At 71.8% G+C, this 24,034-nt stretch carries 21 protein-coding genes; 5 read left to right on the forward strand and 16 right to left on the reverse strand.

Translation table 11 applies throughout. The features are described 5' to 3' along the window. Nucleotides 1–32: 32 nt before the first annotated feature. From SKED_RS09475 to SKED_RS09505, 7 genes are all read right to left on the reverse strand, one after another. A complete protein-coding gene (locus tag SKED_RS09475) occupies nt 33–530 on the reverse strand; it encodes a CoA-binding protein (RefSeq protein WP_012866926.1) in 498 nt (165 codons plus the stop codon). Beyond that, complete coding sequence (locus SKED_RS09480) at nt 527–1,909, reverse strand: O-acetylhomoserine aminocarboxypropyltransferase/cysteine synthase family protein (protein ID WP_012866927.1); 1,383 nt, start codon at nt 1,907–1,909, stop codon at nt 527–529. Before SKED_RS09480 ends, SKED_RS09475 begins: the two co-directional genes overlap by 4 nt. Further along, nucleotides 1,906–4,131, reverse strand: coding sequence for an acetate--CoA ligase (gene acs / locus SKED_RS09485; protein WP_012866928.1), 2,226 nt, complete (start codon nt 4,129–4,131; stop codon nt 1,906–1,908). Before acs ends, SKED_RS09480 begins: the two co-directional genes overlap by 4 nt. Next, nucleotides 4,128–5,009: an ABC transporter permease gene (locus SKED_RS09490; RefSeq protein ID WP_012866929.1), complete on the reverse strand. Its 882-nt coding sequence runs from the start codon at nt 5,007–5,009 to the stop codon at nt 4,128–4,130. The genes acs and SKED_RS09490 overlap by 4 nt, the downstream gene beginning before the upstream one ends. 97 nt (nt 5,010–5,106) lie before the next feature. Then, nucleotides 5,107–6,204, reverse strand: a complete 1,098-nt coding sequence (locus SKED_RS09495) for an aliphatic sulfonate ABC transporter substrate-binding protein (protein WP_012866930.1) — start codon at nt 6,202–6,204, stop codon at nt 5,107–5,109. Further along, a complete protein-coding gene (locus SKED_RS09500; RefSeq protein ID WP_012866931.1) occupies nt 6,201–7,181 on the reverse strand; it encodes an ABC transporter ATP-binding protein in 981 nt (326 codons plus the stop codon). The genes SKED_RS09495 and SKED_RS09500 overlap by 4 nt, the downstream gene beginning before the upstream one ends. Nucleotides 7,182–7,678: 497 nt before the next feature. Next, nucleotides 7,679–8,260: a hypothetical protein gene (locus SKED_RS09505; protein WP_012866932.1), complete on the reverse strand. Its 582-nt coding sequence runs from the start codon at nt 8,258–8,260 to the stop codon at nt 7,679–7,681. Nucleotides 8,261–8,438: 178 nt separating this feature from the next. On the opposite strand from SKED_RS09505, the gene SKED_RS09510 reads away from it, so the two are divergent. Further along, nucleotides 8,439–9,008 (forward strand): TetR-like C-terminal domain-containing protein, encoded by a 570-nt coding sequence (locus SKED_RS09510; RefSeq protein ID WP_012866933.1) that lies wholly within the window; start codon nt 8,439–8,441, stop codon nt 9,006–9,008. A gap of 88 nt (nt 9,009–9,096) precedes the next feature. Then, complete coding sequence (locus tag SKED_RS09515) at nt 9,097–10,275, forward strand: SGNH/GDSL hydrolase family protein (protein WP_012866934.1); 1,179 nt, start codon at nt 9,097–9,099, stop codon at nt 10,273–10,275. Here the strand turns inward: SKED_RS09515 and SKED_RS09520 are convergent. From SKED_RS09520 to SKED_RS09545, 6 genes are all read right to left on the reverse strand, one after another. After that, nucleotides 10,270–10,557, reverse strand: a complete 288-nt coding sequence (locus SKED_RS09520) for a hypothetical protein (protein WP_143755704.1) — start codon at nt 10,555–10,557, stop codon at nt 10,270–10,272. The genes SKED_RS09515 and SKED_RS09520 overlap by 6 nt on opposite strands. Before the next feature lie 242 nt (nt 10,558–10,799). Then, a complete protein-coding gene (locus SKED_RS09525) occupies nt 10,800–11,501 on the reverse strand; it encodes a hypothetical protein (RefSeq protein ID WP_012866936.1) in 702 nt (233 codons plus the stop codon). Between the two features lie 114 nt (nt 11,502–11,615). Next, entirely contained in the window at nt 11,616–14,105 is a 2,490-nt protein-coding gene (locus SKED_RS09530) for a glycoside hydrolase family 3 protein (protein ID WP_012866937.1), read from the reverse strand. 178 nt (nt 14,106–14,283) lie between these two features. After that, nucleotides 14,284–15,087: a ferritin-like domain-containing protein gene (locus SKED_RS09535; protein ID WP_042437935.1), complete on the reverse strand. Its 804-nt coding sequence runs from the start codon at nt 15,085–15,087 to the stop codon at nt 14,284–14,286. 1 nt (nt 15,088) lies between these two features. After that, nucleotides 15,089–17,425 carry an SDR family oxidoreductase gene (locus SKED_RS09540; protein WP_012866939.1) on the reverse strand — a complete coding sequence of 779 codons (2,337 nt, stop codon included), beginning with the start codon at nt 17,423–17,425 and terminating at the stop codon, nt 15,089–15,091. Beyond that, nucleotides 17,422–18,228, reverse strand: a complete 807-nt coding sequence (locus SKED_RS09545) for a hypothetical protein (protein WP_012866940.1) — start codon at nt 18,226–18,228, stop codon at nt 17,422–17,424. Before SKED_RS09545 ends, SKED_RS09540 begins: the two co-directional genes overlap by 4 nt. Before the next feature lie 81 nt (nt 18,229–18,309). Between SKED_RS09545 and SKED_RS09550 the strand changes: the two genes are divergently transcribed. From SKED_RS09550 to SKED_RS09560, 3 genes are read left to right on the forward strand one after another with little or no spacing between them, the layout of a single operon-like run. Next, on the forward strand, nt 18,310–19,173 hold the full coding sequence (locus SKED_RS09550) for an SDR family NAD(P)-dependent oxidoreductase (protein ID WP_012866941.1): 864 nt from the start codon (nt 18,310–18,312) through the stop codon (nt 19,171–19,173). Beyond that, nucleotides 19,173–19,862 (forward strand): lysophospholipid acyltransferase family protein, encoded by a 690-nt coding sequence (locus tag SKED_RS09555; RefSeq protein WP_012866942.1) that lies wholly within the window; start codon nt 19,173–19,175, stop codon nt 19,860–19,862. The genes SKED_RS09550 and SKED_RS09555 overlap by 1 nt, the downstream gene beginning before the upstream one ends. Next, on the forward strand, nt 19,859–21,532 hold the full coding sequence (locus tag SKED_RS09560; protein ID WP_012866943.1) for an FAD-binding oxidoreductase: 1,674 nt from the start codon (nt 19,859–19,861) through the stop codon (nt 21,530–21,532). The genes SKED_RS09555 and SKED_RS09560 overlap by 4 nt, the downstream gene beginning before the upstream one ends. 99 nt (nt 21,533–21,631) lie before the next feature. Here SKED_RS09560 and SKED_RS09565 read toward each other — a convergent pair whose 3' ends face one another. The 3 genes from SKED_RS09565 to SKED_RS09575 all read right to left on the reverse strand — a co-directional run bounded on the left by SKED_RS09565 (nt 21,632) and on the right by SKED_RS09575 (nt 24,011). Further along, nucleotides 21,632–22,177: a TetR/AcrR family transcriptional regulator gene (locus SKED_RS09565; protein WP_012866944.1), complete on the reverse strand. Its 546-nt coding sequence runs from the start codon at nt 22,175–22,177 to the stop codon at nt 21,632–21,634. A gap of 61 nt (nt 22,178–22,238) precedes the next feature. Next, nucleotides 22,239–22,868: a hypothetical protein gene (locus SKED_RS09570; protein WP_143755705.1), complete on the reverse strand. Its 630-nt coding sequence runs from the start codon at nt 22,866–22,868 to the stop codon at nt 22,239–22,241. Between the two features lie 99 nt (nt 22,869–22,967). Further along, on the reverse strand, nt 22,968–24,011 hold the full coding sequence (locus tag SKED_RS09575; RefSeq protein ID WP_012866946.1) for an ABC transporter substrate-binding protein: 1,044 nt from the start codon (nt 24,009–24,011) through the stop codon (nt 22,968–22,970). Nucleotides 24,012–24,034 lie beyond the last annotated feature (23 nt).

Below are 24,034 nucleotides of genomic sequence, written 5' to 3' on the forward strand. Positions count from 1 at the left end.
GACCTCAGCCCAGCGAGCTCAGGCGAACGAGCTCAGCCTAGCGACCGCCGCGAGCTGATAACCCCGGTGTCGAAGCCGGCGAGGTGCAGGCCGCCGTGGAAGCGGGCGTGCTCGATCTTGAGGCAGCGGTCCATGACCACGTCGAGACCGGCCTCTTGGCCGCGGCGGGCGACGTCCTCGTGCCACGAGCCCAGCTGGAGCCACAGGGCCTTGGCACCGACGGCGATCGTCTCGTCGAGGACGGTCGGGAGGTCGTCGTGGCGGCGGAAGACGTCGACGAGGTCAGGGACCACCGGCAGCGCGTCGAGGGACGGGTAGACGGGGCGCCCGAGGATCTCGGTGGCCCGCGGGTTGACGAAGTACACGTCGTACGGCGAGCTCGACAGCAGGTACGTCGCGACGAAGTAGCTCGCGCGGGACGGGTTGGCGGAGGCACCGACGATCGCGACCGACGTCGTGCGGCGCAGCAGGGCGAGGCGCTCGGGGGCGCTGGGTCCCGTCCAGGTGCGGGCTGTGTGGTCGGCGGTCATGCGGACACCTCGGTGGTCGTCGATGCCTGGCTCGCCGATGCCTCGCTCGTCGACGCCTGCGCCGGGACCTCGGCCGGCACTGCCGTCGCAGCGGTGAGGGCCTGGTCGATGTCCCAGAGGATGTCGTCGACGTCCTCGAGGCCCACGCTGATGCGCACGAGGTCCTCGGTGATGCCCGCCGCAGCCAGCTGCTCGGCCGAGAGCTGCTGGTGGGTGGTCGAGCCCGGGTGGATCACCAGGGTCTTGGAGTCCCCCACGTTGGCCAGGTGGCTGGCCAGCTGCAGCGCCTCGATGAACCGTCGGCCCGCGGTGCGACCGTCGACCTCGGGGGTGGCGGCGACACCGAAGGCGAAGACCGACCCCGGGCCGGTCGGCAGGTAGTGCTGCGCGCGGTCGTGGTGCACGTGGCCGGGCAGGCCGGCCCAGCTGACGTACGAGACGCGCGGGTCGGCGTCGAGCCACTCGGCGACGGCGCGCGCGTTGGCGAGGTGGGCGTCCATGCGCTGCGGCAGAGTCTCGACGCCCTGGAGCAGCGTGAAGGCCGACTGGGGCGAGAGCGACGGCCCGATGTCGCGCAGCTGCTCCGAGCGCAGCTTGGTGAGGAAGCCGTACTCGCCGAAGTTCTCCCACCACTGCACGCCGCCGTACGACGCAACGGGCTCGGTCATCTGCGGGAAATTGCCGTTGCCCCAGTTGAACCGCCCGCTCTCGACGACCACACCACCGAGGGTGGTGCCGTGCCCGCCGAGGAACTTGGTGGCGGAGTGGATGACGATGTCCGCCCCGTGCTCGATCGGGCGGCTCAGGTAGGGCGTGGTGAGCGTCGAGTCGACGACGAGCGGGATACCCGCGGCGTGCGCGACCTCGGCGAGGCCGGCCAGGTCGGCCACCTCGCCGGAGGGGTTCGCGACGACCTCGGTGTAGAGCACCTTGGTCTCGGGCCGGATGGCCGCCGCGTAGTCGGCAGGGTCCGTGCCCGGCACGAAGGTCGTCTCGACGCCGAAGCGTCGCAAGGTCACGTCGAGCTGGGTCACGGTGCCACCGTAGAGCTGCGCGGACGACACCACGTGGTCACCGGCCCCCACGAGCGCCGCGAAGGTGATGAACTCCGCGCTCATCCCCGACGCCGTCGCGACCGCGCCGATGCCGCCCTCGAGGGACGCGATGCGCTCCTCGAGCGCCGCCACCGTCGGGTTGCCCAGGCGGGAGTAGATGTTGCCGTACTTCTGCAGCGCGAAGAGGTTCGCGGCGTCGTCGGTCCCGGAGAACACGAAGGACGTCGTCTGGTAGATCGGCACGGCGCGCGCACCCGTCGCGGCGTCGGGGACGCCCCCGGCGTGCAGCGCCCTCGTGCGGAAACCCCACTGGCGGTCGGTCATCGAGAGAGCTCCTTCGTCGCGTGGTGCTGCGTGTCGTGCTCGTCGTGCTGCTCCTGCTGAGCCGGCTCGGTCTGCTGCGCAAGGTCGGGCTGCGGCACCGGGACGTTCTCCTCGCCGTGCAGCAGGTGGTGGATCTGGTCGAGGACGTGCGCGTTCTGCAGCGACGTCACGTCGCCGAGGGTGGTGCGGTCGTGCACCTGGGCGAGCAGGCGCCTCATGATCTTGCCAGAGCGCGTCTTGGGCAGGTCGGGCACGAGCACCACGCGGCGCGGCTTGGCCACCGGGCCGATGGCCGTCGCGACGTGCGCCCGGAGCTCGTCCTGGACGGCGGCCGACGCGGCGCGCCAGGCCGCCGTGTCGTCGAGGGCGGCAGGTGCCCGCGACGGGATGACGAAGGCCGTGATGGCCTGGCCGGTCACCGGGTCGTCGACCCCGGCCACGCCGGCCTCGCCGACCCCCGGGTGCGCGACGAGCGCCGACTCGATCTCGATGGTCGAGAGGCGGTGGCCGGAGACGTTGATGACGTCGTCGAGGCGACCGAGCAGCCAGATGTCGCCGTCGGCGTCGTAGGACGCTCCGTCGCCGGCGAGGAAGTAGCCCTGGCCGTCGGCGCCAGCACCCGCGTAGGTGCGCCAGTACGCGTCGAGGTAGCGCTGCGGGTCCCGCCAGATGGTCCGGGCCATCCCGGGCCAGGGCCGGTCGACGACCAGGCGCCCGCCCGAGCCGTACGGGACCTCGGCACCGGCCTCGTCGACCACCTTGACGGACAGACCGGGCGACGGTCGGGTGGCCGAGCCGGGCTTGAGGGTGCTCGACCCCGGGAGCGGGGCGATCATGGTCGCGCCCGTCTCGGACTGCCACCACGTGTCGACCACCGGGGCGGTCCCTGCGCCGAGCTGCTCGCGGAACCACACCCACGCCTCGGGGTTGATCGCCTCGCCGACGGTGCCCAGCAGGCGCACGCTCGACAGGTCGTGCTCGGGCGGCAGGCCGTCCGGGAACCACGTCATGAGGGTGCGGATGAGCGTCGGCGCCGTGTAGTAGGTGGTGACGCCGTACCGCTCGATGATCTCCAGGTGCCGCGTGCGGCTCGGGGTGTCGGGCGTGCCCTCGTAGATCACCTGGGTGAGGCCGTTCGCCAGCGGCCCGTAGATCTCGTAGGTGTGCGCCGTGACCCACGCCAGGTCGGCCGTGCACCAGTGGACGTCGTCGGGCTTGGCGTCGAAGTGCGCCCAGTGCGTCCACGACGCCTGCGTGAGGTACCCGCCGCTGGTGTGCAGCAGGCCCTTGGGCTTCCCCGTCGTGCCCGAGGTGTAGATGATGAACAGCGGCGTCTCGGAGTCGAAGGACCGCGCCTCGTGGACCGGGCTCGCGGTGTCGACGACGTCGTGCCACCACACGTCGCGCCCGGGGGTCCAGGCGACGTCCTGACCGGTGCGGCGGACCACGAGCACGTGCTCGACGTGGTCGAGACCGGCGACCGCGGCGTCGGCGGCCGACTTCACCTCGACGGCCGCGCCGCGGCGGAACTGGCCGTCGCTGGTGACGAGGAGCTTGGCACCGGTGTCCTCGACGCGGAACCGGACCGCCTCCGCGGAGAACCCGCCGAAGACGAGCGAGTGGATCGCGCCGATGCGGGCGATCGCGAGGGTCACGACGATGGTCTCGGCGATCACCGGCAGGTAGACGATGACGCGGTCGCCCTCGCCGACGCCGAGCGCGGTGAGCGCGTTGGCCGCGCGGGACACCTCGTCCTGGAGCTCGGCGTAGGTGATGGCCCGGCGGTCGCCGCGCTCCCCCTCGGCGTAGATCGCGACCTTGTCGCCTCGCCCCTCGTCGACGTGGCGGTCGACGCAGTTCACGGCGACGTTGAGCCGGCCGCCGAGGAACCAGCGGGCCTCGGGGACGGTGAGCTCGCCCTCCTCGCCGCCCTCGACCGGCACGGCCGGGGACCAGGTGTGTGCCGTGTGCCACGGGGTGTCCCAGCGCAGCCTGCCAGCCGCACGCTCCCAGAACCCGACCGGGTCCTGCTCCCCCTCGGCGAGCAGACGGTCGTGCTCGGCCCGGTCGACGTTGGCCTTCTCAGCGAAGGCCTGCGGCGCCGGGTAGGTGCGGTCCTCGGTCTGGACGACCGAGATCGACGACGATCCCCCAGGCTGCAACGGCCCGGGCGCGGTCTCGCTCGCGACAGGCGTCGGGCTCGTGCGGATCGTCTCGGTCATGACCACGTCCTCAGCAGGTACTTCTCGGCGAGGCCGACGAGGGCGTTCGTCAGGCCTCCTAGCAGGGCGAGCAGGACGATCGAGAGGATCATGCGATCCACCCGGCCGTTCTGGCCCGAGTCGACGAGCAGGAACCCCAGGCCCATCGACGAGTTGAGCAGCTCGGCCGCCACGAGGAACAGCCACGACTGCGCGAGCGCCAGGCGCAGGCCCGCGAGGACCGACGGGACGACGGCCGGCAGCTGCACCTGGGCGAGCAGCCGCGGCCCGCTGAGGCCGTAGGCGCGCCCTGCCTCGACGAGGTGCGGGTCGACGTGCCGGAGCGCCCCGGCGACCGTCGTGTAGACGGGGAAGAACGCCCCGATCGCGATGAGGATGATCTTGGAGTCCTCGTTGATGCCCACCCAGAGCACCAGCAGCGGCACCCAGGCGAGCGACGGCACGGCACGCAGGCCGTCGAAGGACGGTGCGAGCAGGCCGCGCGCCCAGTGCGAGAGCCCCACGACCGCACCGAGCAGCAGGCCGATCACCGCCCCGATGGCGAAGCCGATGAGGACGCGCTGCGTCGAGATCGCCACGTACTGGCCCAGCAGGCCGCGCTGAGCCAGGTCCACGGCCGCGGACCACACCGACTCCGGCGACGGCAGCCGGTACGCCGGGACACGGCCGGTCTCGGTCACCCAGGTCCAGGCGGCGAGCACCAGGAGCGGGAGGATCGCGCCGACGGCGACACGACGCCAGCGGCCCGGGCCGGTGGCAGGGCGTCGGGCCGAGCCCCGTGGGGCGGGGTTAGTGCCGGGAGCGGTGGCGCCCGTCTCGACCCTGCTGTCCGGCGCGCCCTTCACCTCGGGGGTCGCACCTGTCCTGGTCGCGGTCATGGTGGGCTCCTCGGGGATCAGGGGTTATCGGGTGAGGTCGAGACGGGCGGCGGCGCGGTGGCTCGCGTGCGGGCGGTGCCGCGGGCAGAGCGTGCGGTCAGTCCGCGATGGTCGACGGGTCGGCCGCGGTCGCGTACGACGGGTCGAGGAGCTCGTCGAGAGCCGTGTCGATCTGGCTCTGGTCGTCCACGTCGCCGGCCTCGACGAAGAATGGGCCGACCACCTCGAGCACCTTGCGCTGAGCGTCGCCCGGGACGGGGTCGATGTCGAAGGACGTGCGCTCGGTGAGGACCTTCTCGGCGATCGCCGAGTCGATCCCGGCGGCGTCGGCGAGGATCTGGACGGCCTCGTCCGGGTTCTCCTCGACCCACAGGCGGGCCTTCTCGTAGGCGTCGACGACCACCTGGGCGAGGTCCGGGTTCTCGGTGAGGAACTCGTCGGTCGCGTTGAGCAGGCCGTAGGTGTTGAAGTCCACGTTGCGGTAGATCAGCTTCGAGCCCGCCTCGATCTCGCTGGTCGCCATGAGCGGGTCGAGACCGGCCCAGCCGTCGACCGCGCCGCTCTCGAGCGCCGCCTTGCCGTCGGCGTGCTGGAGGTTCTGCACCTCGACGTCGTCGACGCTCAGGCCGGCCTCGTCGAGGGCCTGCAGCAGGAAGAAGTACGGGTCGGTGCCCTTGGTCGCCGCGACCGAGGCGCCCTCGAGGTCGGCGACCGACGTGATGGACGAGTCGGCCGGGACGACGATCGCGGCCCACTCCGGCTGGGAGTAGACGTAGATCGAGGAGATGGGCGACCCGTTCGACTTGGCCAGCAGCGCAGCCGAGCCCGCGGTCGAGCCGACGTCGACCACTCCGGCGCGCAGCGCCTCGTTGGCCTTGTTCGACCCGGCGGACTGCACCCAGGTGACCTCGACGTCGTCGCCGAGGGTCGACTCGAGCCAGCCCTGGTCCTTGATGATGAGGCTCAGCGGGTTGTAGGTCGCGAAGTCGATCGACAGGCTGTCGTCGCTCCAGCCCTCGGCGTCACCCGTCGTGCCGGAGCCCGAGTCGGCAGCGCTGCCCTCTCCGGCCACGCACCCGGTGAGGGCGAGGGTCGCGGCCAGGGCCACGGCGGACAGGGACAGCACGGGCTTGCTGCGCAGCGTGGTCTTGGTGCGCAGGGCGGCGGACGCTGCGCGCAGCGGGTGGATGGTCATGCGGACTCCTCGGTGGGGACGTGTGATGTCGTGGGTGCTGCTGATGCTGTGTCTGACGCCGCGGGAGCCGCGACGTGAGGTGCTGGGGTGTGCGGTGCCTGGGTGTGCGAGGGACCGGCGACCCGGGCCGGGACGCCGAGGCCGCTGAGGAGCTCGGTGCGCAGGGCGGCGAGCTCGGCGTCGGCGTGGTCGCGGGGACGAGCGCCGGGGACGTCGATCACGGCCCGGACGGAGCGAGCGCCGTCCGGGGCTGAGTCGGCTGCCGGGTCGACGGTGCGGAGCAGCACGATCCGGTCGGCGAGGACGAGGGCCTCGTCGACGTCGTGGGTGACGAGCACGACCGTGGTGGGCTCGGCGGCGTGCACGGTGAGCAGGAGGTCCTGCATCTTGAGGCGGGTCAGCGCGTCGAGCGCACCGAAGGGCTCGTCGAGGAGCAGGACCGCCGGGTTGCGGGCGAGGGCCCTCGCGAGCGAGGCGCGCTGGGCCATCCCGCCCGAGACCTGCCGGGGACGCAGGTCCGCGGAGGCGGTGAGACCGACCAGCTCGAGCAGCTCGGCGACGCGCGCAGCCCCGGCGGACTTGGATGTGCCGCGCGGCAGACCGAGCCGCACGTTCTGAGCGATCGTGCGCCAGGGCAGCAGCCGCGGCTCCTGGAAGGCGACGGCCGTGCGGTCGTCGACGCCGTGGACCGCGGTCTCCCCGATGAGGATCTCCCCCGTGCTCGGGGTGTCGAGGCCGCTCACCTGGCGCAGCAGGGTCGACTTGCCGCAGCCCGAGGTGCCGAGGACGGCGACGATCTCACCGGCGGTGATCGTGAGGTCGACGTCGGCGAGGACCGCTCGCGGACCGGCGGGGGTGGCGAAGGTGCGGTGCACGTGGCGCAGGGTCACCGTCTGGGCGGCCTGCGCGTGGACAGCGGGAGCCTGCGCGGGCGTCGCCGGCGAGGCGGGGCGCGAGGGGCGTTCGGCGAGCGACATCGGGAGGTCCTGGGGGTTCAGGGCATGGACGTCGCGCGACGAGGGTGACGTCGGGCGGCAGCGGCCACACCATGGCGGGGAAGAGCACCGGGGCGTGGGCGGGGAAGCCGGGCAGGAGGGCTAGGCAGCCTGCAGGACGCGGGGACGGCGCAGATGAGGTCGACAGGACGTTCGACAGCTGTGCGGCTCCGCGAGGGACGGACCGCGTCCGGCGAGAGTGCCGTCGGTGTGCGCAGCGTGGGTCGAGCTGGTCATCGGCAGTCCTCTCCATCGGGGTTGTCTCGTCCAGCGAGACGCGCGCGGTCTGTGGTCGAGACAGACGGTAGCCGTGGCCCGCCGGGCTGAGCAAACGGAATCTCAGCATGAGGACATCGTGAGTTCTCATCGTGGGACCTGCGGCTCAGCGGCAACACACGATCCCCGGCATCCGTCTACTGCCTCAGGTGGCCTGGACTCGACTCAGAGCTCACGACGCCGACACCTCGTGGATCGTGCGGTCAGGAGCCCTGCTTGGCGACGAACCACGCCGTCGCGCTGTTGACGAGGACGCCCTCGTCACCGCCGTCGTACCTGGCAGCGGCGTCGGGCCAGGCGAGGAGCCGGCGGTCGGCGCGGCGTCCTACCGCGCCCGTCTCGGGGTCGACGGGGACCACCCGCCGGGCCCCGGCGCGCACCACGCGCTCCAGCTCGGCGACGAAGGCCGGGGTGGCGTGGTCGCCGCGAGGCACCGACGCGCGCAGCTCGCTGTTGAGCAGACCACCCGAGGTGGGGCCCTGACGCAGGAGGCTCGCGAGGCCGGTCCCGACCATCGCGTAGGTCCAGCGGTGCCCAGCCGGGTGCCGGACCACGTACTCGTCGTGGAACCGACCCTCGGAGACGATGCTCGTGTCCACGAGGGTGACGAGGCGGCCCCGGCAGCCGGCCAGCGAGGTGCGCATCTCCGGGGTCGCGGTGTCGTCTCCCTGCGCGCTGTCGACGAACCGCAGCGCGGGGATGTGCGAGACCAGCTCCTCGCCGAGCCGGGCCTCGTCGACGGAGGTCAGGAACAAGACCATCTGGTGGAGCGTGGACGCGGTCACGAGAGCACCCTAGCGAAGCGCGTGCGTCGGCCCCCGCTCTGCCCTGCCGTGCCGTGTCGTGCCCTGCCGTGTCGCGCTCTGCCGCGCCTACACACCTTAGGTAATCTGCTACCTTGTATAGGTCGGGTTGCGTCGAGAGGATGCCGCCCGAGAGAGCGCAGCAGTCGAGAGGACAGAGATGGCACGCGCAGGCATCACACCGGCCCGGCTCGCCGAGGCCGCAGCCGACCTCGCCGACGAGTCTGGTCTCGAGCAGGTGACCGCCGCCGCGGTCGCCCGACGGTTCGGCGTCCAGACCGCGAGCCTGTACTCGCACGTCTCCGGGACCCCCGCACTGCGCGAGAGCGTGTCGCTGCTCGCCCTCGCCGAGCTCGCCGACCGCGCCGAGGCAGCCGTCCTCGGCCGGTCCCGACGAGACGCGCTCGCCGGGCTCGCCAACGCGTTCCGCGACTACGCCCGCGAGCACCCCGGACGGTTCGCCGCGACCGTCGTCCCGCTGTCCGCCGAGACCGCGCGTGCGAGCGCCGGGCCACGGCACGCCCGCCTCATCGCCGCGGTCCTCCTCGGCTATGGGCTCGACGGGGCGGTCCACGTCCACGCCACCCGGCTGCTCGGCAGCACGATCCGCGGGTTCATCACCATCGAGGCAGGTGGCGGCTTCGACCACAGCACCCCGCCACCGGGCGAGAGCTGGGACGAGATCATCGACGCCCTCGACGCGATCCTGTCCGACTGGCCCACGCGCTGAGCAGCGACTCACCCAGGCGTCGGCCCCACCCAGGCGACGGCACCACGCACGTCGTCACCGAAGCACCTCACCAGAGACGAGCACCAGCATGACCTCCACCCCACTCACCTCCGTCCCGGTCACCGACGCCCTCGTGCGCGGCGCAGCCGAGCTCGAGACGACCGACCACGGCGTCCGGGTACACCGGCTGCCCGCGTGGGCGCGCGCACAGTGCGCCGACCCGCAGCTCGCCATGGTCGAGGCGCAGCCCTCGGGCGTGCGGGTCGCGTTCCGCACGCGAGCCACCACGGTCGAGATCGACCTGCTGCGGTCCCGCACCACCTACTCCGGGGTGCCGCCACGCCCCGAGGGGATCGTCGAGCTGAGCGTCGACGGACAGGTCGTGGGGCAGTCCATGACCTCCGGGGGGACCACGGTGACCATCGACATGGCGACCGGCACACCGTCCGTGGACGTCGGTCCCTCGCACACGGCACGCTTCGACGGGCTGCCGGACGAGGACAAGACCGTCGAGATCTGGCTGCCGCACAACGAGCAGGTCGAGATCGTCGACCTCCGCGCGGACGCCCCCGTCTCCCCCGCTCCGCAGGACCGACCCGTGTGGGTGCACCACGGCAGCTCCATCAGCCACGGCTCGAACGCCACCCACCCCACGGCCACCTGGCCCGCCGTCGCGGCACGCCTGACCGGCGTCGAGCTGGTGAACCTCGGGTTCGGCGGCAGCTCGCTGCTCGACCCCTTCATGGCCCGGACCATCCGCGACACCCCCGCCGACCTGATCTCGGTCAAGCTCGGCATCAACGTCGTCAACGCCGACCTCATGCGCCTGCGCGCCTTCGGGCCCGCCGTCCACGGGTTCCTCGACACCATCCGCGAGGGCCACCCGACCACACCGCTGCTGGTCGTCTCGCCCGTCTGGTGCGAGATCCACGAGGAGACACCCGGGCCCGGGGCCTTCGACCTCGAGGCGCTGGCCAGCGGGAGGCTCGCCTTCCGCGCCACCGGCGACCCCACCGAGGTCGCCGCCGGGAAGCTCACGCTCACGGTGATCCGTGCCGAGCTGGAGCGCATCGTCCAGGAGCGCCAGGCCACCGACCCGCACCTCACCTACCTCGACGGCCGCGAGCTCTACTCCGCGGACGACGCCGTCGAGCACCCGATGCTCGACAACCTCCACCCGGACGCCGCCACCCACCAGACGATGGGCGAGCGGTTCGCCGAGACGGGGTTCGGGAAGCTCGGTCAGACTGGTCGTCGAGCCCTATGAATCCGCTTCCACCCGCTGCACAGGCTCTCCGCTCCGGGTGCTGATCACGGTCCTGTCACCGAGAGGCTCGTCGAGGTCGACGTCGATCAGTCTCGCGTAGCCGATCGCCGGCTGGTAGCCGCCTGCGACCAGGAACTCCACCTCGATCTCGACCTGGACCTGTGATGGGTCCTGGTCGACGTGGACGGCGGTGAACGCGTCCTCCGCCCCGACAGAGACCTCCACGGTGAGGCGGAGGCCGTCGTCTGACACCTGGTAGGAACCGATGCCGACGGACTGCACGGAGTCGCCACCCGCGCAGGACACGACCACCAGCGGGGCGACCGCCAGTACCAGAGCAGCCCGGGTCGATCGCGACAGAGCGCTGAGTGCTCGCGGTGCGCTGTCCTGTCGCCGCACCCTGTCGGGTCGTCGTTCTCGCACGATGCTGCCTCTCACCCTGTTGCTGGACCGCGACTCGGGTCCGTCATCGACACCGTAGCGGCAGCGCGGACCGCAGGCTACGGCGTCAGAGGGTGATGACGTCAGACTGCCACGAGCGGGGAGGTGACCTTCGTCGACCTGTAGCCGTCTCCGGCTCGGGTCGGTGCCCAGCGTCGCCAGTGCTTGGTGGAGAGCTTCACCGGGAGGTGCTGCTGCAGGTGCTGGGCGGCGGGGACCAGTCGTTCGTCGGCGGGCAGGTTGAGCCAGAGGGACAGGGTCGAGCCCGAGGTGCCGTACGTGGCGCGCACGCCCGACGCGCCCAGCAGACGTCCGTAGCCGTCGACCGCGAAGCCGCCGAACGTCTCGGGGTCGAGGTCGGACCACGGCTCGCCCGTCCCTGGGTCCAGCAGGTGCACGGCGACGGACTGCGTGAGCGCGGCCAGCGGCGCACCGTACCGCGTCGTCTGCGGGCCGGCCGCGGCCAGCGCTGCGAGGAGCTCGTCGACGGCCTCGTCGCGGACGCCCCACTCCGTGTGGGTCTGCGTGCGGCGGCTGGGTCCGCCGAGGCGCTCGGTCGCGACGGCCCGCAGGCCGTCGCTCGCGTCTGGGTCGCCGCCCGTCGCGACCTGGAAGCCCCAGCGCTGCGGGCCTGCGGGCTGCGTGCAGGCGTCGAGGAAAGTCGCCACCCGTGCCCGGGCGTCCGCAGGATTCTTCACGCGGAGCGCGTGCGCCCCGCCGGCTGCCGCGGGCAGCCCGTCGTAGGTCACGACCTGCGCCGCTGCAGCGGCCACGCTCGACGTCATGCGCGACATCCTAGGGGTCTGCGGAGACCAGGGACCGTGGAGACAGCAGAGGCGCGCCGCCCGTCTCCGGTCGGCGCGCCTCGTGCGTCACGCTGGCTGCAGCGTCGGCTGCGGTCAGGCGTCCTGACGTCCGGCAGCCGACAGCGACTCGACGCGCTCGCGCAGGACCGGCAGGCCGAGCGTCAGGTTCAGCACGGTGCGTGCCGTGCGCTGGAGCTCGCCGAGGGCGATGCCGTCGGGGCGGGCCAGGGAGTCGAGCAGCGACGCCTGGGCGACCTGGTCGAACTCGCCGGACACGTGGTCGAACCAGCCGCCGGGCATGAACACGTCGACCTGGGCGCGGACGCGGTAGGCGTCGTCGGTCACGGCCGGGAAGTCCGGGTCGGTCGCGTGCTGCATCCACCAGTCGGTGACGACCGTACCCTCGAAGCCCCACTCGTCGCGGAGCACCTGGGTGCAGAGCTCGTCGTTGTAGTGCGACCACACGCCGTTGATCTTGTTGTACGACGTCATGATGGTGCGCGGCGCCGACTCGGCGATCGCGATCTGGAAGCCGCGCAGGTAGATCTCGCGGAGCGCGCGCTCGGAGACCCGCGAGTCGTTGAGGTTGCGGTTGGTCTCCTGGTTGTTCGCCGCGAAGTGCTTGGGGCAGGCGGCCACGCCGGCCTCCTGCACTCCCCCGATGACCGCGGCGGCGACCAGCCCGGTGACGAGCGGGTCCTCCGAGAAGTACTCGAAGTTGCGTCCGCACAACGGGTCGCGGTGGATGTTCATGCCCGGGCTGAGCAGCACGTGCGTGCCCTTGCGGACCATCTCCTGACCGTGGCTGGCCGCGAGGCGGCGCACGAGCGGGGTGTTCCACGTCGCCGCGAGCGCCGCACCGCACGGGAGCAGCGAGGCGTAGGCGGACAGGCGGATGCCCGACGGGCCGTCGGTCGTGGTGACCGGCGGGACGCCCTTGGCGCGCAGGGACTCGCTGATCCCGGCGAAGACGCCGGCGTTGCCGGGCACACCGAGCTCGCTGCCCATGACGCGGTCGCCGCGGGTGAGCGCCTCGAGCTCGTCGTCGCTGAGCTGCGCCACGAACGCGTCGAGGGTCGCAGTGCCGGCGGCGACGTCGGCGAGGGTGATGCCCTGGTCGCCCGTCTGCTCCACGGTGTGGAGCTCGCGGGCCTCGATGCGATCCTTGCGCGACGCCTGGCGCGTCGGGACGTCCTGCCACGCGACGACGGCCTGACCGTCGGCGTCGCGGCCCACGGTCATCCGCTGGAAGGCGTGCTCGGCCTCGGGGGCGTTGGCCTCGGCGAGCTGCTGGACCACGCGGGTCGCGTCGACGGTGACGGTCGCGACCGCGGCCGCGGTGCGGACGTCGGTGCCGACGTAGACGGTGTACTCCCCGGCCTCGAGGACGTAGGCGGAGCGGTGCCCGGTGACGCCCGCGTCGTCGTACGACGCGAGGGAGTCGACGGGGACGGTGACCGTGACGGTCTCGGACTCCCCCGGGGCGAGGCGGCTCGACTTGGTGAAGCCGACCAGGCTGCGTGCGGGCTTGCCGAGGAGGCCGTCGGGTGCCTGGACGTAGACCTGCACCACCTCGGCACCGGGGTGGTCCGAGCCGGTGTTGGTCACGGTCGCCGTGACGGTGACGTCTGCGTCCGTGGTCTCGACGGTCGGTGCGACCTCGAGGGTCGTGTACGAGAGCCCGAAGCCGAAGGGGAAGAGCACCTTCTCGGGGGCGAAGGTCTCGAAGTAGCGGTAGCCGACGTAGATGTCCTCGGCGTAGACGTTGTGCTCGAGGCCGCCGAAGTTCGGGGCGCTCGGGTAGTCCTCGTAGTGCCGCGCGATGGTGTCGGTGAGGCGCCCGCCGGGGACCTGGGCTCCGGTGAGCACGTCGGCCACGGCCCGTGCCCCCTCCATGCCGCCCTGCCAGGCGTAGAGGACCGACGAGATCTTCTCGCCGTAGCCCTCGAGCCACGCGAGGTCGATGACGTTGCCGCAGTCGAGGATCACCACGGTGCGCTCGAACTCGCCCGTGACGGAGTCGAGGAGCGTGCGCTCGTCGTCGGTGAGGTAGTAGCTGCCGGGCTCGAGGGTGTTCTCGCGGGCCTCGCCCGCGGCGCGGCCGATGATGACGACGGCGACGTCGGTGCGCGACGCGGCGGCACGGACGGTCTCGCGCTCGAGCGGCATCTCGTCGAAGTACCGCGGCCAGTTGCCCCAGGTGCCCTCGTCGGGCTGGTGGTCCTTCGACCACTGCGTGTACAGGTCGGCGAGCTCGGCGTCGACGTCCACGCGGCCGCCGTCGCGGAGCGCGTCGAGGAGGTTCCACGAGTACGGCGCGTTGACGTCGCCGCCCGAGCCGTAGCCGACGGTGAAGTAGTCGACCTGTACACGGGAGAACAGCGCGACGCGGGTGCGGGCGGCGAGCGGGAGCGTCCCGTCGTTGCTCAGCAGGACGGTGCCGTCGGCCGCAGACCCACGGCACAGGGCTGCGAGCTCCGGGTCGACCCAGGTGTCGGTGTCGACCAGGCTCGTCGACGCCTGCGCGAGCTCCTGCTCACCCGCCGAGAGCTCCGGGGTGGGGGTGTCCGACGGCGTGTTCATGTGATGGGGCTCCTGTGGCTCGTGGGTGCGTCCGGGCGCGGTCAGCGCGGTGCGCCGTCAACCATCGTAACGATACGAGAGGGCTCTGCGCACCCGCCCCAGCCTGGGCTCCCGCGCAGGTCGCAGCGCCTGACCGCCCCTCGGCCGGGCCTCGCCGCCCACGCCACCGGACAACCGCTCAGGCAGCCGGGACGGCGACCCCGTGCTTGATCATCGCGGTCTCGACGATCTTCAGGCCGTCGAGGCCCGGCATGCGGGAGATGTGCTCGTCGAGCTTGCGGATCTCGCGCAGGCCCTCCTCGCCGGCGAACAGGTGACCCATCACGTGGGTGACCTCCTCGGGCTCCATGACGCTCGAGCCGACCGGCGCCCACGCGTTCTTCAGCGCGAAGCGGGCGAGCACCTGCGCCTTCTTGCTGCTGCCGAGGCGCTCGCGCGCCTGGGTGGCGTAGAAGGCGACGTGGCGGGCCTCCTGCTTGGCGATGCGCCGCAGCAGCACGGCCAGCACCGGGTGCTTCTCGAGGTCGGCGAGCCGGTTGTACGCCGCGACGGCCGACCACTCGTTGGCCGCGCCCCAGATCATGTGCACCGCGATGAAGTCCTTGCCCACCACGTTGCCGAGCATCGACTGCTTGATCGGGTCGAGGCGGTCCTTCCACCCGAGCTTGAGGCGCGTGGCCTTGAGCTCGTCGAAGTCCACGGTGATGCCGTGCGCGCCGAGGACCGCGGCCAGGGCCTCGCCGTGCCAGAACTCCTCGCGGTTCCACATCGTCATGAAGGCGCTGACGTCCGCCTCCTTGTGCGAGGGCGTGACGAGCAGGTCCCGCAGGTAGCAGACCGTGTGGTACTCGATGTCGCACATGTAGCGCAGGCTGCGCAGCGTGGACTCGGGCAGCGGGGTGCGGCTGAACTCCTCGAAGTCGAGGTCGTCCCAGTTCACGCTGACTGACGTCGCGGTGTACCTGTCGATGTCGAATGCCATGTCACGCACCATCCTTGAGGGTCACACGCTGGTCGTCGGGCACCGCGGCGGGCGTCGAGGGACGAGCCCGGCGCCTCCAGTCGAGCACGGCCCACTTCTTCTGCCGGGCGTGGCGGGACAGCTGGACGTCAGGGTTGACCGCGCTCGGGTTGCCGAGCAGGTCGAGCCACACGAGGTCGGCGTGGGAGTCGCCGTAGCCGTAGGACGCGGACAGGTCGAGGCCGTTCTGCTCCGCGTAGCGGCGCAGCCACGCGGCGCGGGCCTCGTCGACGAGCGGCGGGTCGGCGAGGTACCCGGTGAGGACGCCGTCGCGCTGGTGCATGCGCCCGGCCACGACCTCGTCGAACAGCGGCGCGAAGGGCGCGGCCATGAGGTCGATGGTCCCGGTCACCAGGATGGTGCGGTGACCGGCGGCCCGGTGCTGCGCGACCCGCTCGAGCGCCTCGGGCAGCGCGGCGCGGCGCATGGCGCGGCCGAAACGGCCCTGGACCTCGCGCTCGATCTCGGCGACCTTGAAGCCCTCGTAGCGACGCATGAAGGTGCGGATGAACTCGCCGCGGTCGCGGCGCTCCGCACGCCAGTAGCGGCGGCCCGAGAGCACCAGGTCGGCGAGGTCGTGCGCCGCGCGGCCCCGGGGCACCGTCCTGCTCCACAGCTGCAGGTACTGCTGGACCAGGTTCGCACCGAGGACGGTGCCCTCGAGGTCGAAGACGGCGACGACGTCGTCGCGCACCGGCAGGGCGCGCTCGGACCTCTCGCGTGCCGGCGGTCGCTTGCCGAAGGCGCGGGTGAGGGTCGTGACGGCCGGGAGGTGGATACCCTGGAAGTAGTGCTCCCAGTCGATCTCCGTGACGTCGAAGCCCTCGCCCTTGCGGACGTCCTCGGGCAGCGAGGCGAGCAGCGCCCGCGTGTTCGCGTCGTCGAAGATGATCTCCGTCTGCACGTAGGCGCGGTACAGCTCGGCGAAGGCGCGCAGGCGACCCAGCCCACGCTTGTTCTTGCCGACCGTGTCGAGCCACCGGCGCGTGCGCGGGGTGGTCGGGAGCCGCTCGACGATGCGCTCGGCGTGCTCCACCTGGCGCTCGCGCCGTGCGAGGACGCGCTCGACCTTCTCGCCCCCGGGGAACCGCCACAGCGGGACGGCGATGTCGCCCTTCTCGTCGGGCAGCGGGTTGGCGGTGAAGTACTCGTTGACGTTCTCGTACATGCGGTGGAACGGCAGCGGGTTGGTCGTCCCGGACACCACCTGGAAGTACTCCGGCTCCCCCGCGACGGCCGGGCGCGCGGCCGCGGCGAGCGCGGCGTTGACCACGAAGTCCACCGGGATGATGTCGAGGACGGAGTCGGGCAGCCCCGGGAAGTCCTTCAGCTGGCCGCGGCCGTAGGCGATGATCAGCGGGTCGGCGACCTTGAAGCCGTCGATCCACCCCGGGAAGGGGTGGTGCAGGGCGCTCTCGATGATGGACGGTCGCACCACCGACAGGCGGTGGCCGCTCTGCGCCCAGAGCTCCTCGGCGGCGCGCTCGGCGAAGGCCTTGGTGAGGGTGTAGACGTCGGTCCAGCCCAGGCTCTCGGCGCGCATCCGGCCGTAGTCGACGAGGCGCTCGCGCACCCACTCGGTGCGGGCCGTCTCGGCCAGGCGCGCGACCTGCTGCGGGCCGGCCTTGCCGTGCTGCGCCTTCGCGGTGCCCAGGTGGCGGCGCAGGGCCTCCGGCTGGCGGGACTCGAGCTCGACGCGCACCCGGGCCGACAGCGCGGCGTCGTGCTCGGCGCGCCAGTCGACCTCGTGCGTCAGCGACGCCTCGGGGGCGACGCCCTTGCGGATCCCGCCGACGTACGCGGTCGAGATGTGCACGACGTGCGGGTCGCTGCCGCTCGCGAGGAGCGCGCCGTACAGGCCGGTGGCGCCGCCGACGTTGGTCTCGAAGGCCTCGTCGATCGGCGGGTCGAAGGACACGGTCGAGGCGCTGTGCAGCACGACGTCGATGTCGTCCGGGAGCGTCCCCACGTCGCTGAGCGAGCCCTCGTGGGCGGTCACGCGGCGCGCGAACTCGGTACGCGCGGCCTCGTCGCCGAGCTGCTCGCGCCACCGCGCGAAGACGGGCTTGCGGAGGATCCCGGTGAGGCGCTCCGCCGGGGTCTTGCTGCCCTTGCCGCGCACCAGGACGGTGATGCGCGTGCCCGGGTGGGAGATGAGCAGGCGCTCGATGATGGCCTGGCCGACGAACCCGGTGCCCCCGGTGACGAAGACGTGCTCGGTGGTGAGGGACAGTCCCGCCTCAGGAGCCAGCGCGGGCTCAGGGGTCGGTGCGTGCGGGGGTGCGGGCTCGTGGGTCACAGCCGGGCAGCCTTTCGGAGGAGATCCAGCCCGGACTGGCCGGGGAGGGAGGAGACGTGCGAGTCGATCTCGAGGAGACGCTCGGGCTGTCCGGAGAAGAGGTAGGAGTAGTAGAACTCAGTCTCGCTGCGCGGTTCGGCACGCGCGCCGATGGGCCAGGGGGTCTTGGCGAGCCGCCTGCGGGTGATCTTCCGCGCCCGGGGCGACTCGGCGAGCCGGAACCGGGCCTGCGCCTCGAAGAAGCTCAGCTGGCGCGCCTTGATCTCCAGGAACCTGTCGACGACCGCCACCAGCTCTGGGTGCGGGTCGAGCTCGGCCAGGCGCCGGTACGCGGCCTGGGTGAGCCACTCGTCGACGGTGCCCTGCGTCATGTGCACGGCGATCATCGGGACGCCGACGATGTTGGCGTAGACCGACTCGCGGATCGTCCGCTCGGTCGGTGTCCGCAGCGCGGAGCGGTCGGGCTCGGTGCCCTCCGGCTCGTGGGCCAGCAGGATCTGCGCGAGGGCGTCGGCGACCCAGAACTTCTCGAAGGCCCAGGTCACCAAGAATGCGGTGATCCGCGCATCTTTGTGGGTTGCCGTCACGAGCACGCTGCGCAGGTGCGTCATGGTCGAGCGCTCGACGACCTGGACGTACCGGAGGACGCGGAGGGTCTCTGCGGACAGCGGCTGGGAGCGGAAGGCGGCGAGGTCGATGACCTCTCGGTGGCTCCCTGCTGCGGTGCGGGCGTAGTCGCGCACGTCGAAGTCCGGGGCCGGGAACCGGGCCTGATCCACGGACGAGTCCCGGGATTCCGACATGCCTTCACCTTCCGTCAGGAGCATGATCTCAGCGGAGTCTACCGACCTTCGCTACGGTCGTCGTAGCGTACGCTGTCCGCCATGGCTACTGCTCTCATCACGGGCGGCACCTCCGGCATCGGCGCCGCGTTCGCCGAGGCGCTGGCTGCCCGTGGCGTCGACCTCGTCCTCGTGGCCCGAGACGAAGGACGCCTCACGGACTCCGCGACGAGACTGGCCTCCACCCACGGGATCACCGTCGACACCCTGCGCGCCGACCTTGCCGTCCGCGCCGACGTCGAGCGGGTCGCGGCACGGCTCGAGGACACGACGCGCCCGGTCGAGCTGCTCGTCAACAACGCGGGGTCCGGCGTCCGCACCCCGCTCGTCTCCCGCGACGTGGCCTCGCACGACCTCGGCTTCGACGTCATGTGCCGCGCGGTGCTGGTCCTCGGCGGAGCCGCCGGCCGGGCCATGTCGGCCCGCGGCTCAGGCGCGATCATCAACGTGTCCAGCCTGCAGAGCCTGTTCACCACCGGCTCCTACGCCGCGATGAAGGCGTGGGTGACGTCGTACTCCCAGGGCCTCTCGGTCGAGCTGCACGGCACCGGCGTCACCGTGACCGCCGTGCTGCCCGGGTGGGTGCGCACCGACTGGCACGCGCGCGACGGCGAGCGACGCAGCTCCGTGCCCGGCTGGCTGTGGACCGAACCAGCCGACGTGGCCCTCGCCGCGCTCCGCGACTCCGCCCGGGGACGGGTCGTCTCGGTCCCCTCCCGGCGCTACCGCGTCATCGGATGGCTCGCCCGGCACCTGCCGCGCGCGACGGTCCGGCAGATCTCGGGCAGAATCTCGTCGAGCAGACGGGACTCCCCGCCCGACACCAGCCCGCCCACCGCCAGCCCGCCCACCGCCAGCCCCGGCACCGACGCCCCCACCCGCACCGTACGAACCGAGGACTCCTGATGGTCGACCGCTTCAGCTCCAAGGGTGTCGCAGCGGTCCGGTTCGTCGCGCAGCGCGGGTTCCTCAAACCCGTGGTGCGCTCGACCGTCAAGGTGTCGGTGCACGGTCAGGACCACCTGACGCACCTGCGCCCGCCGTTCATCGTCGTCGCGAACCACGCGAGCCACCTCGACGCGCCGCTGATCCTCGGGTGGCTGCCCCGCAAGCACTCCCGGTACCTCGCTGCCGGCGCGGCCGCCGACTACTTCTTCGACGTGTGGTGGCGCAAGGCGCTCACCACCCTCTTCTTCAGCGCCTTCGCGGTCGAGCGCAACGGTGAGCGCAAGCGCGGCGGGACGTCCCGCAAGCTGCTCGAGCGCGGCGTGCCGCTGCTCATCTTCCCCGAGGGCGGTCGGACCAAGTCCGGGGCGATCCGCCCCTTCAAGAAGGGCGCCGCGGCTCTCGCCATCGCCACCGAGGTGCCCTGCGTGCCCGTGGCGCTCGTCGGGACGGCGACGGCGATGCCGAGCGGCGTGAGCTGGCCCAAGCGCGGCCGGCCCCCGGTCGACGTCGTGTTCGGCGCGCCCATGCTCCCCCAGCCCGACGAGACCCCGGCGGAGTTCTCCGCCCGCCTCGCCGACGAGATCCACCGACTCCATGCCTCCGTGCCCTCCGGCGCCCTGGTGCACGTCCAGAAGGGAACACGATGACCGACACCGTCAAGCACATGAAGTGGTGGGGCTGGGGCAACGAGGGCGTGGGGTTCCACCACGAGGACAAGCCCGGCTTCGCCCCCTTCGTGGAGAAGGCTGTCGGGCTCGACCTCGGCTCCGCGACGCGCGCGAGCGAGCCGTCCTTCGAGGACGTCGACGTCCCGGCCAGCCGCGCGTCCGAGGGCTTCGTCCGTGAGCTCACGGCCATCGTCGGCGGCGAGCACGTGACGACCGACGACATGGTCCGCGTCATCCATACCTACGGCAAGGGCCTGCGCGACCTCGTGCGCATCCGCGGGAACCAGATCCTGCGCTCCCCCGACGTCGTCGTGTACCCGGCCGACGAGGCGCAGGTGCAGCGCGTGGTCGACGCGGCCGTCGCCGTCGACGCCGTGATCATCCCCTTCGGCGGGGGCAGCAACATCGCCGGCAGCCTCGAGCCGCTCCCCGCCGAGACCCGCACCGTGGTGTCCCTCGACCTCGGTCGGCTCCGCGAGGTCGTCGACATCGACGCCGACTCCGGCCTCGCCCGCGTGCAGGCCGGCGCCCAGGGCCCCGACCTCGAGGCGCAGCTCAACGCGAAGGGCTGGACCATCGGGCACTTCCCCGACAGCTTCACGCACTCGACCGTCGGCGGCTGGGTCGCGACCCGCTCGACCGGCATGCAGTCCGACAAGTACGGCGACATCGCCGACATCGCCCGCGGCCTGCGCGTCGTGCGCCCCGGCGACGTCCTCGTGCTGCGCCCGCTGCCCAGCACGTCGAGCGGGCCGAGCGTCCGCGAGATGATCCTCGGCAGCGAGGGCCGCCTCGGCGTCATCACGGAGGTCACCGTCCAGGTGCACCGCATCCCCGAGAAGCGGAACATCTACGCGTACTTCTTCCCCACCTGGGAGGCGGGCGTCGCCGCGATGCAGGCGATCTCCGAGTCCGACGCGTCGCCGTCGATCACCCGCATCTCCGACGCGCGCGAGACCGCCTTCACGCTCGCGACGAGCAAGAAGCGCAGCGGGTTCTCCAAGTTCACCGCCGAGACCGCCCTGCCCAAGATCATGTCCTCCAAGGGCTGGGACCTCGACACGATCTGCCTGTCGTTCATCGGCTACGAGGGCGGCGTCGCGCACGCCAAGCACCAGAAGAAGCTCGTCGACGCGATCGTCAAGAAGCACGGCGGCATGGGCGTCGGCGAGGGCCCTGGCCTGCTGTACGACCAGAAGAAGTTCGACACCCCGTACCTGCGCGACTTCTTGCTCGACATGGGCGCCGCCGGCGACGTGTCGGAGACCGCGGCGCCGTGGTCGAGGCTCAACCAGGTGCACGACGCCGTCTACGAGGCCGCGCACAAGGCCTACGCCGAGATCGGCGTGACCGGCTGGATCATGTCGCACCTCTCGCACTCGTACCACTCCGGCGCGTGCCTGTACTTCACCTTCGCCTTCGTGTTCCAGGACGACCCGCTCACCGAGTACGACACGGTCAAGAGCGCCATCCAGCAGGCCTTCGTCGACAACCACGCGACCATCTCGCACCACCACGGCGTGGGACGCGAGCACTCCGCGTGGCTGGAGCAGGACATCTCCCCCGAGGGCGTCAAGGTGATGACGGCGCTGTTCGAGGGCGCGGACCCCGGGGCGCACTTCAACCCGAACAAGGTGGTCGCGGACTAGCAGGGCTGCGACTCGGAGGACCGGGACTCGCAGGGCCCGCGGGGTAGGTGACCTCGCGGGCTCTCGTGGTCCCGGGCTCAGGCGGCGCAGCGACCGTGGTCAGACAGGCTCGAGCGCCGGCCAGACGAGGGCGAGGACCGTCTCGACCCAGGCGGCGTCCGTGGGGCGGCCGCGGACCAGCTCGGCGACCACGGCGCCGAGCAGCATGCTGATGACCAGCTCGATGTCGAGGTCGCGCTTGATCTCGCCGCGCTCGGAGCGTGCCCGCAGGTCGTCGCGGAACGGGCTGGCCGACGTGCGGATGAGGCCGCGGAGCAGCGTCGTGAAGGCAGGGTCGGCGTCGACGAGGACCGCGGCGACGGTGCCGCGCCCCACGACGTTCTCGATGGTGTCCGTGGCGTGCCGCAGCACCCACCGGATCGCGTCGTGCGCGGAGAGGCTCTCGGGGATCTCGGTCTCGGCCGCGATGGAGGCGACAGCGGCGGTGAGCATCTCGTCGCGGTTGGCGTACCGACGGTAGATGGTCGTCTTCGCGACGCCGGAGGCGGCGGCCACCGACTCGACGCTCACGGCGAGCGGACCGCGGCTGCGGAGGATCTCGAGCGCGGCGACGAAGATCTTCTGCTCGACCTTCGTGCGCACCATGCGGCAATGGTAGCCCGCGGCCTGAGCAGGCATTCCTGCTGGGGCGCCCGGACGGGCCTGCTCACCAGCGAGAACGCTCGGCGTCGCGAGAAGGCTTCTCGAAGCGCGCACGCTTCGCGGCGAGGAGGGCGTCGTACGCCGGGCCGACGAGGACGATCATCGGGGCGTTGAGCGTCGTCTTGCGTCGCGGCCCCCAGGTGAGGCCGACGTAGGCAGTGCGATCCGCGGCGGCGGTCCAGATGCGCAGGCCCGAGTGTCCGCGCTTGTCGCGCTCGGGCATCGGGGTGTAGCGCGTGGGGTCGCCCGAGGCGAGCCGTGCGTGCAGGTCCTCGAAGAACCGGGCGTCGCCGAGATACCAGCCCTCGTACAGGGAGCGCAGCCGCGTCCCGGTGTCCGTGCGCGTCCAGGGGCGGGCGTCGACCAGCAGGTACCGGATGCAGTACCCGACCAGGAAGAACCCTGCGAGGTACAGCATCGGGACCATGAGCCCCGCGCCTGCGCGGTAGCGTGCTCGCGACGAGTCCTGGAGTCCGTCGCGGGCCCACTCCGCAACCGTCAGGACGTTCTGCGAGAGGAGCACCAGGCCGACGAGCACGAGGACCAGACCGACCGCGGCGCCGACGGTATGGGGAGTCGAGCGGCGACGCTCGATGCCGGGCGTCGCGGCGAAGGTGGGGTCGAAGAGTGTCACGGGACCATCTTGCCGGGTGACGAGTCCCGTGCGCGGGATGCTCGTCGAGACGGTGCCGCTCGTCGAGAAGGAGCCGAGCACCCCGCGCAGGTTCTTCGGTCAGGCGTTCGCGTCGATGGCGGCCTGGACCTCGCCGAGCAGCGCTTCGAGGTCGTCGAGGTTCTCCGTCGCCCAACCGTAGGAGCCGGTCGGCGACAGCGGGATGTACTCGAAGACCAGACCGTCCTGGACCGCGGGCAGGCTGGTCCATATCCCGTTGGACTCGAGGCGGGCCATCACGTCGGTGTCGACCTTCGGCAGCACGAAGACGACGTCGGCGTTCGAGAGCCGGTCGAGCCTCTCGTAGGAGAACCAGCTGGGGAAGCCGTTCTCGTTGACCTCGTCGTCCTCCTGCTCGCGGAAGGTCGCGCCGAGGTCGCGGAGGATCGGGGTGGAGAAGTGTGTGTCGGCGTACGTCCCCCACTCGTCGGGCTCGGGGGCCAGCACGGTGACGGCGTAGCTGTCGAGGATGTCGGCGTACTCGTCCTTGATCGCGTCACGGCGAGCCTCGTACTCCTCGACGAGCGGCTGCAGCTCGTCCTCCTTGTCGAGGATCACGGCGAGCTCGGTCGCACGCGTCCGCCAGCTGTCTCCGTCGCGGGCGGTGAAGGTGAGGATCGGGGCGACCTGCTCGAGCTTCTCGCGCATCGGGTCCTCGATGGGCAGGAAGTCGTCGGTCGCGATGATCAGGTCCGGGTCTGCCGCGACGATCGCCTCGAGGTTCAGCTCGTAGTACTCCCCGATCGACCCGATGCCCTGCTCCGCGACCGCCTCGGTGTACTGGCCGGGGATGGCGGCTCCCTCGGTGTCGGTGAGGTAGGTGTTGACGACGCCCACCGGCGTGACACCGAGGTCCATCAGGGCGGCGGGGGTGTAGAAGTCGACGGACACGATCCGCTCGAGGTTCTCCGGGATCTCGACCGGACCGAAGTCGCTCTGGTAGGTCCAGGTGCCGTCGGGCTCGTCGGAGGGCGCCGCATCGGACGAGCAGGCGCTGAGGAACAGCGTCGACACGAGGGCCACGGCTGCGAGGGCACGGCGCTGTTGACGGCGGTGGCCACGAGGGTCGAGAGACGCGCTGCGGGCGCGCGGGAGCGAGGACATGGGTCTCCAGGGAGGTGAGGACC

This window comes from Sanguibacter keddieii DSM 10542, from assembly GCF_000024925.1.
GTDB classification, from domain to species: Bacteria; Actinomycetota; Actinomycetes; order Actinomycetales; family Cellulomonadaceae; genus Sanguibacter; species Sanguibacter keddieii.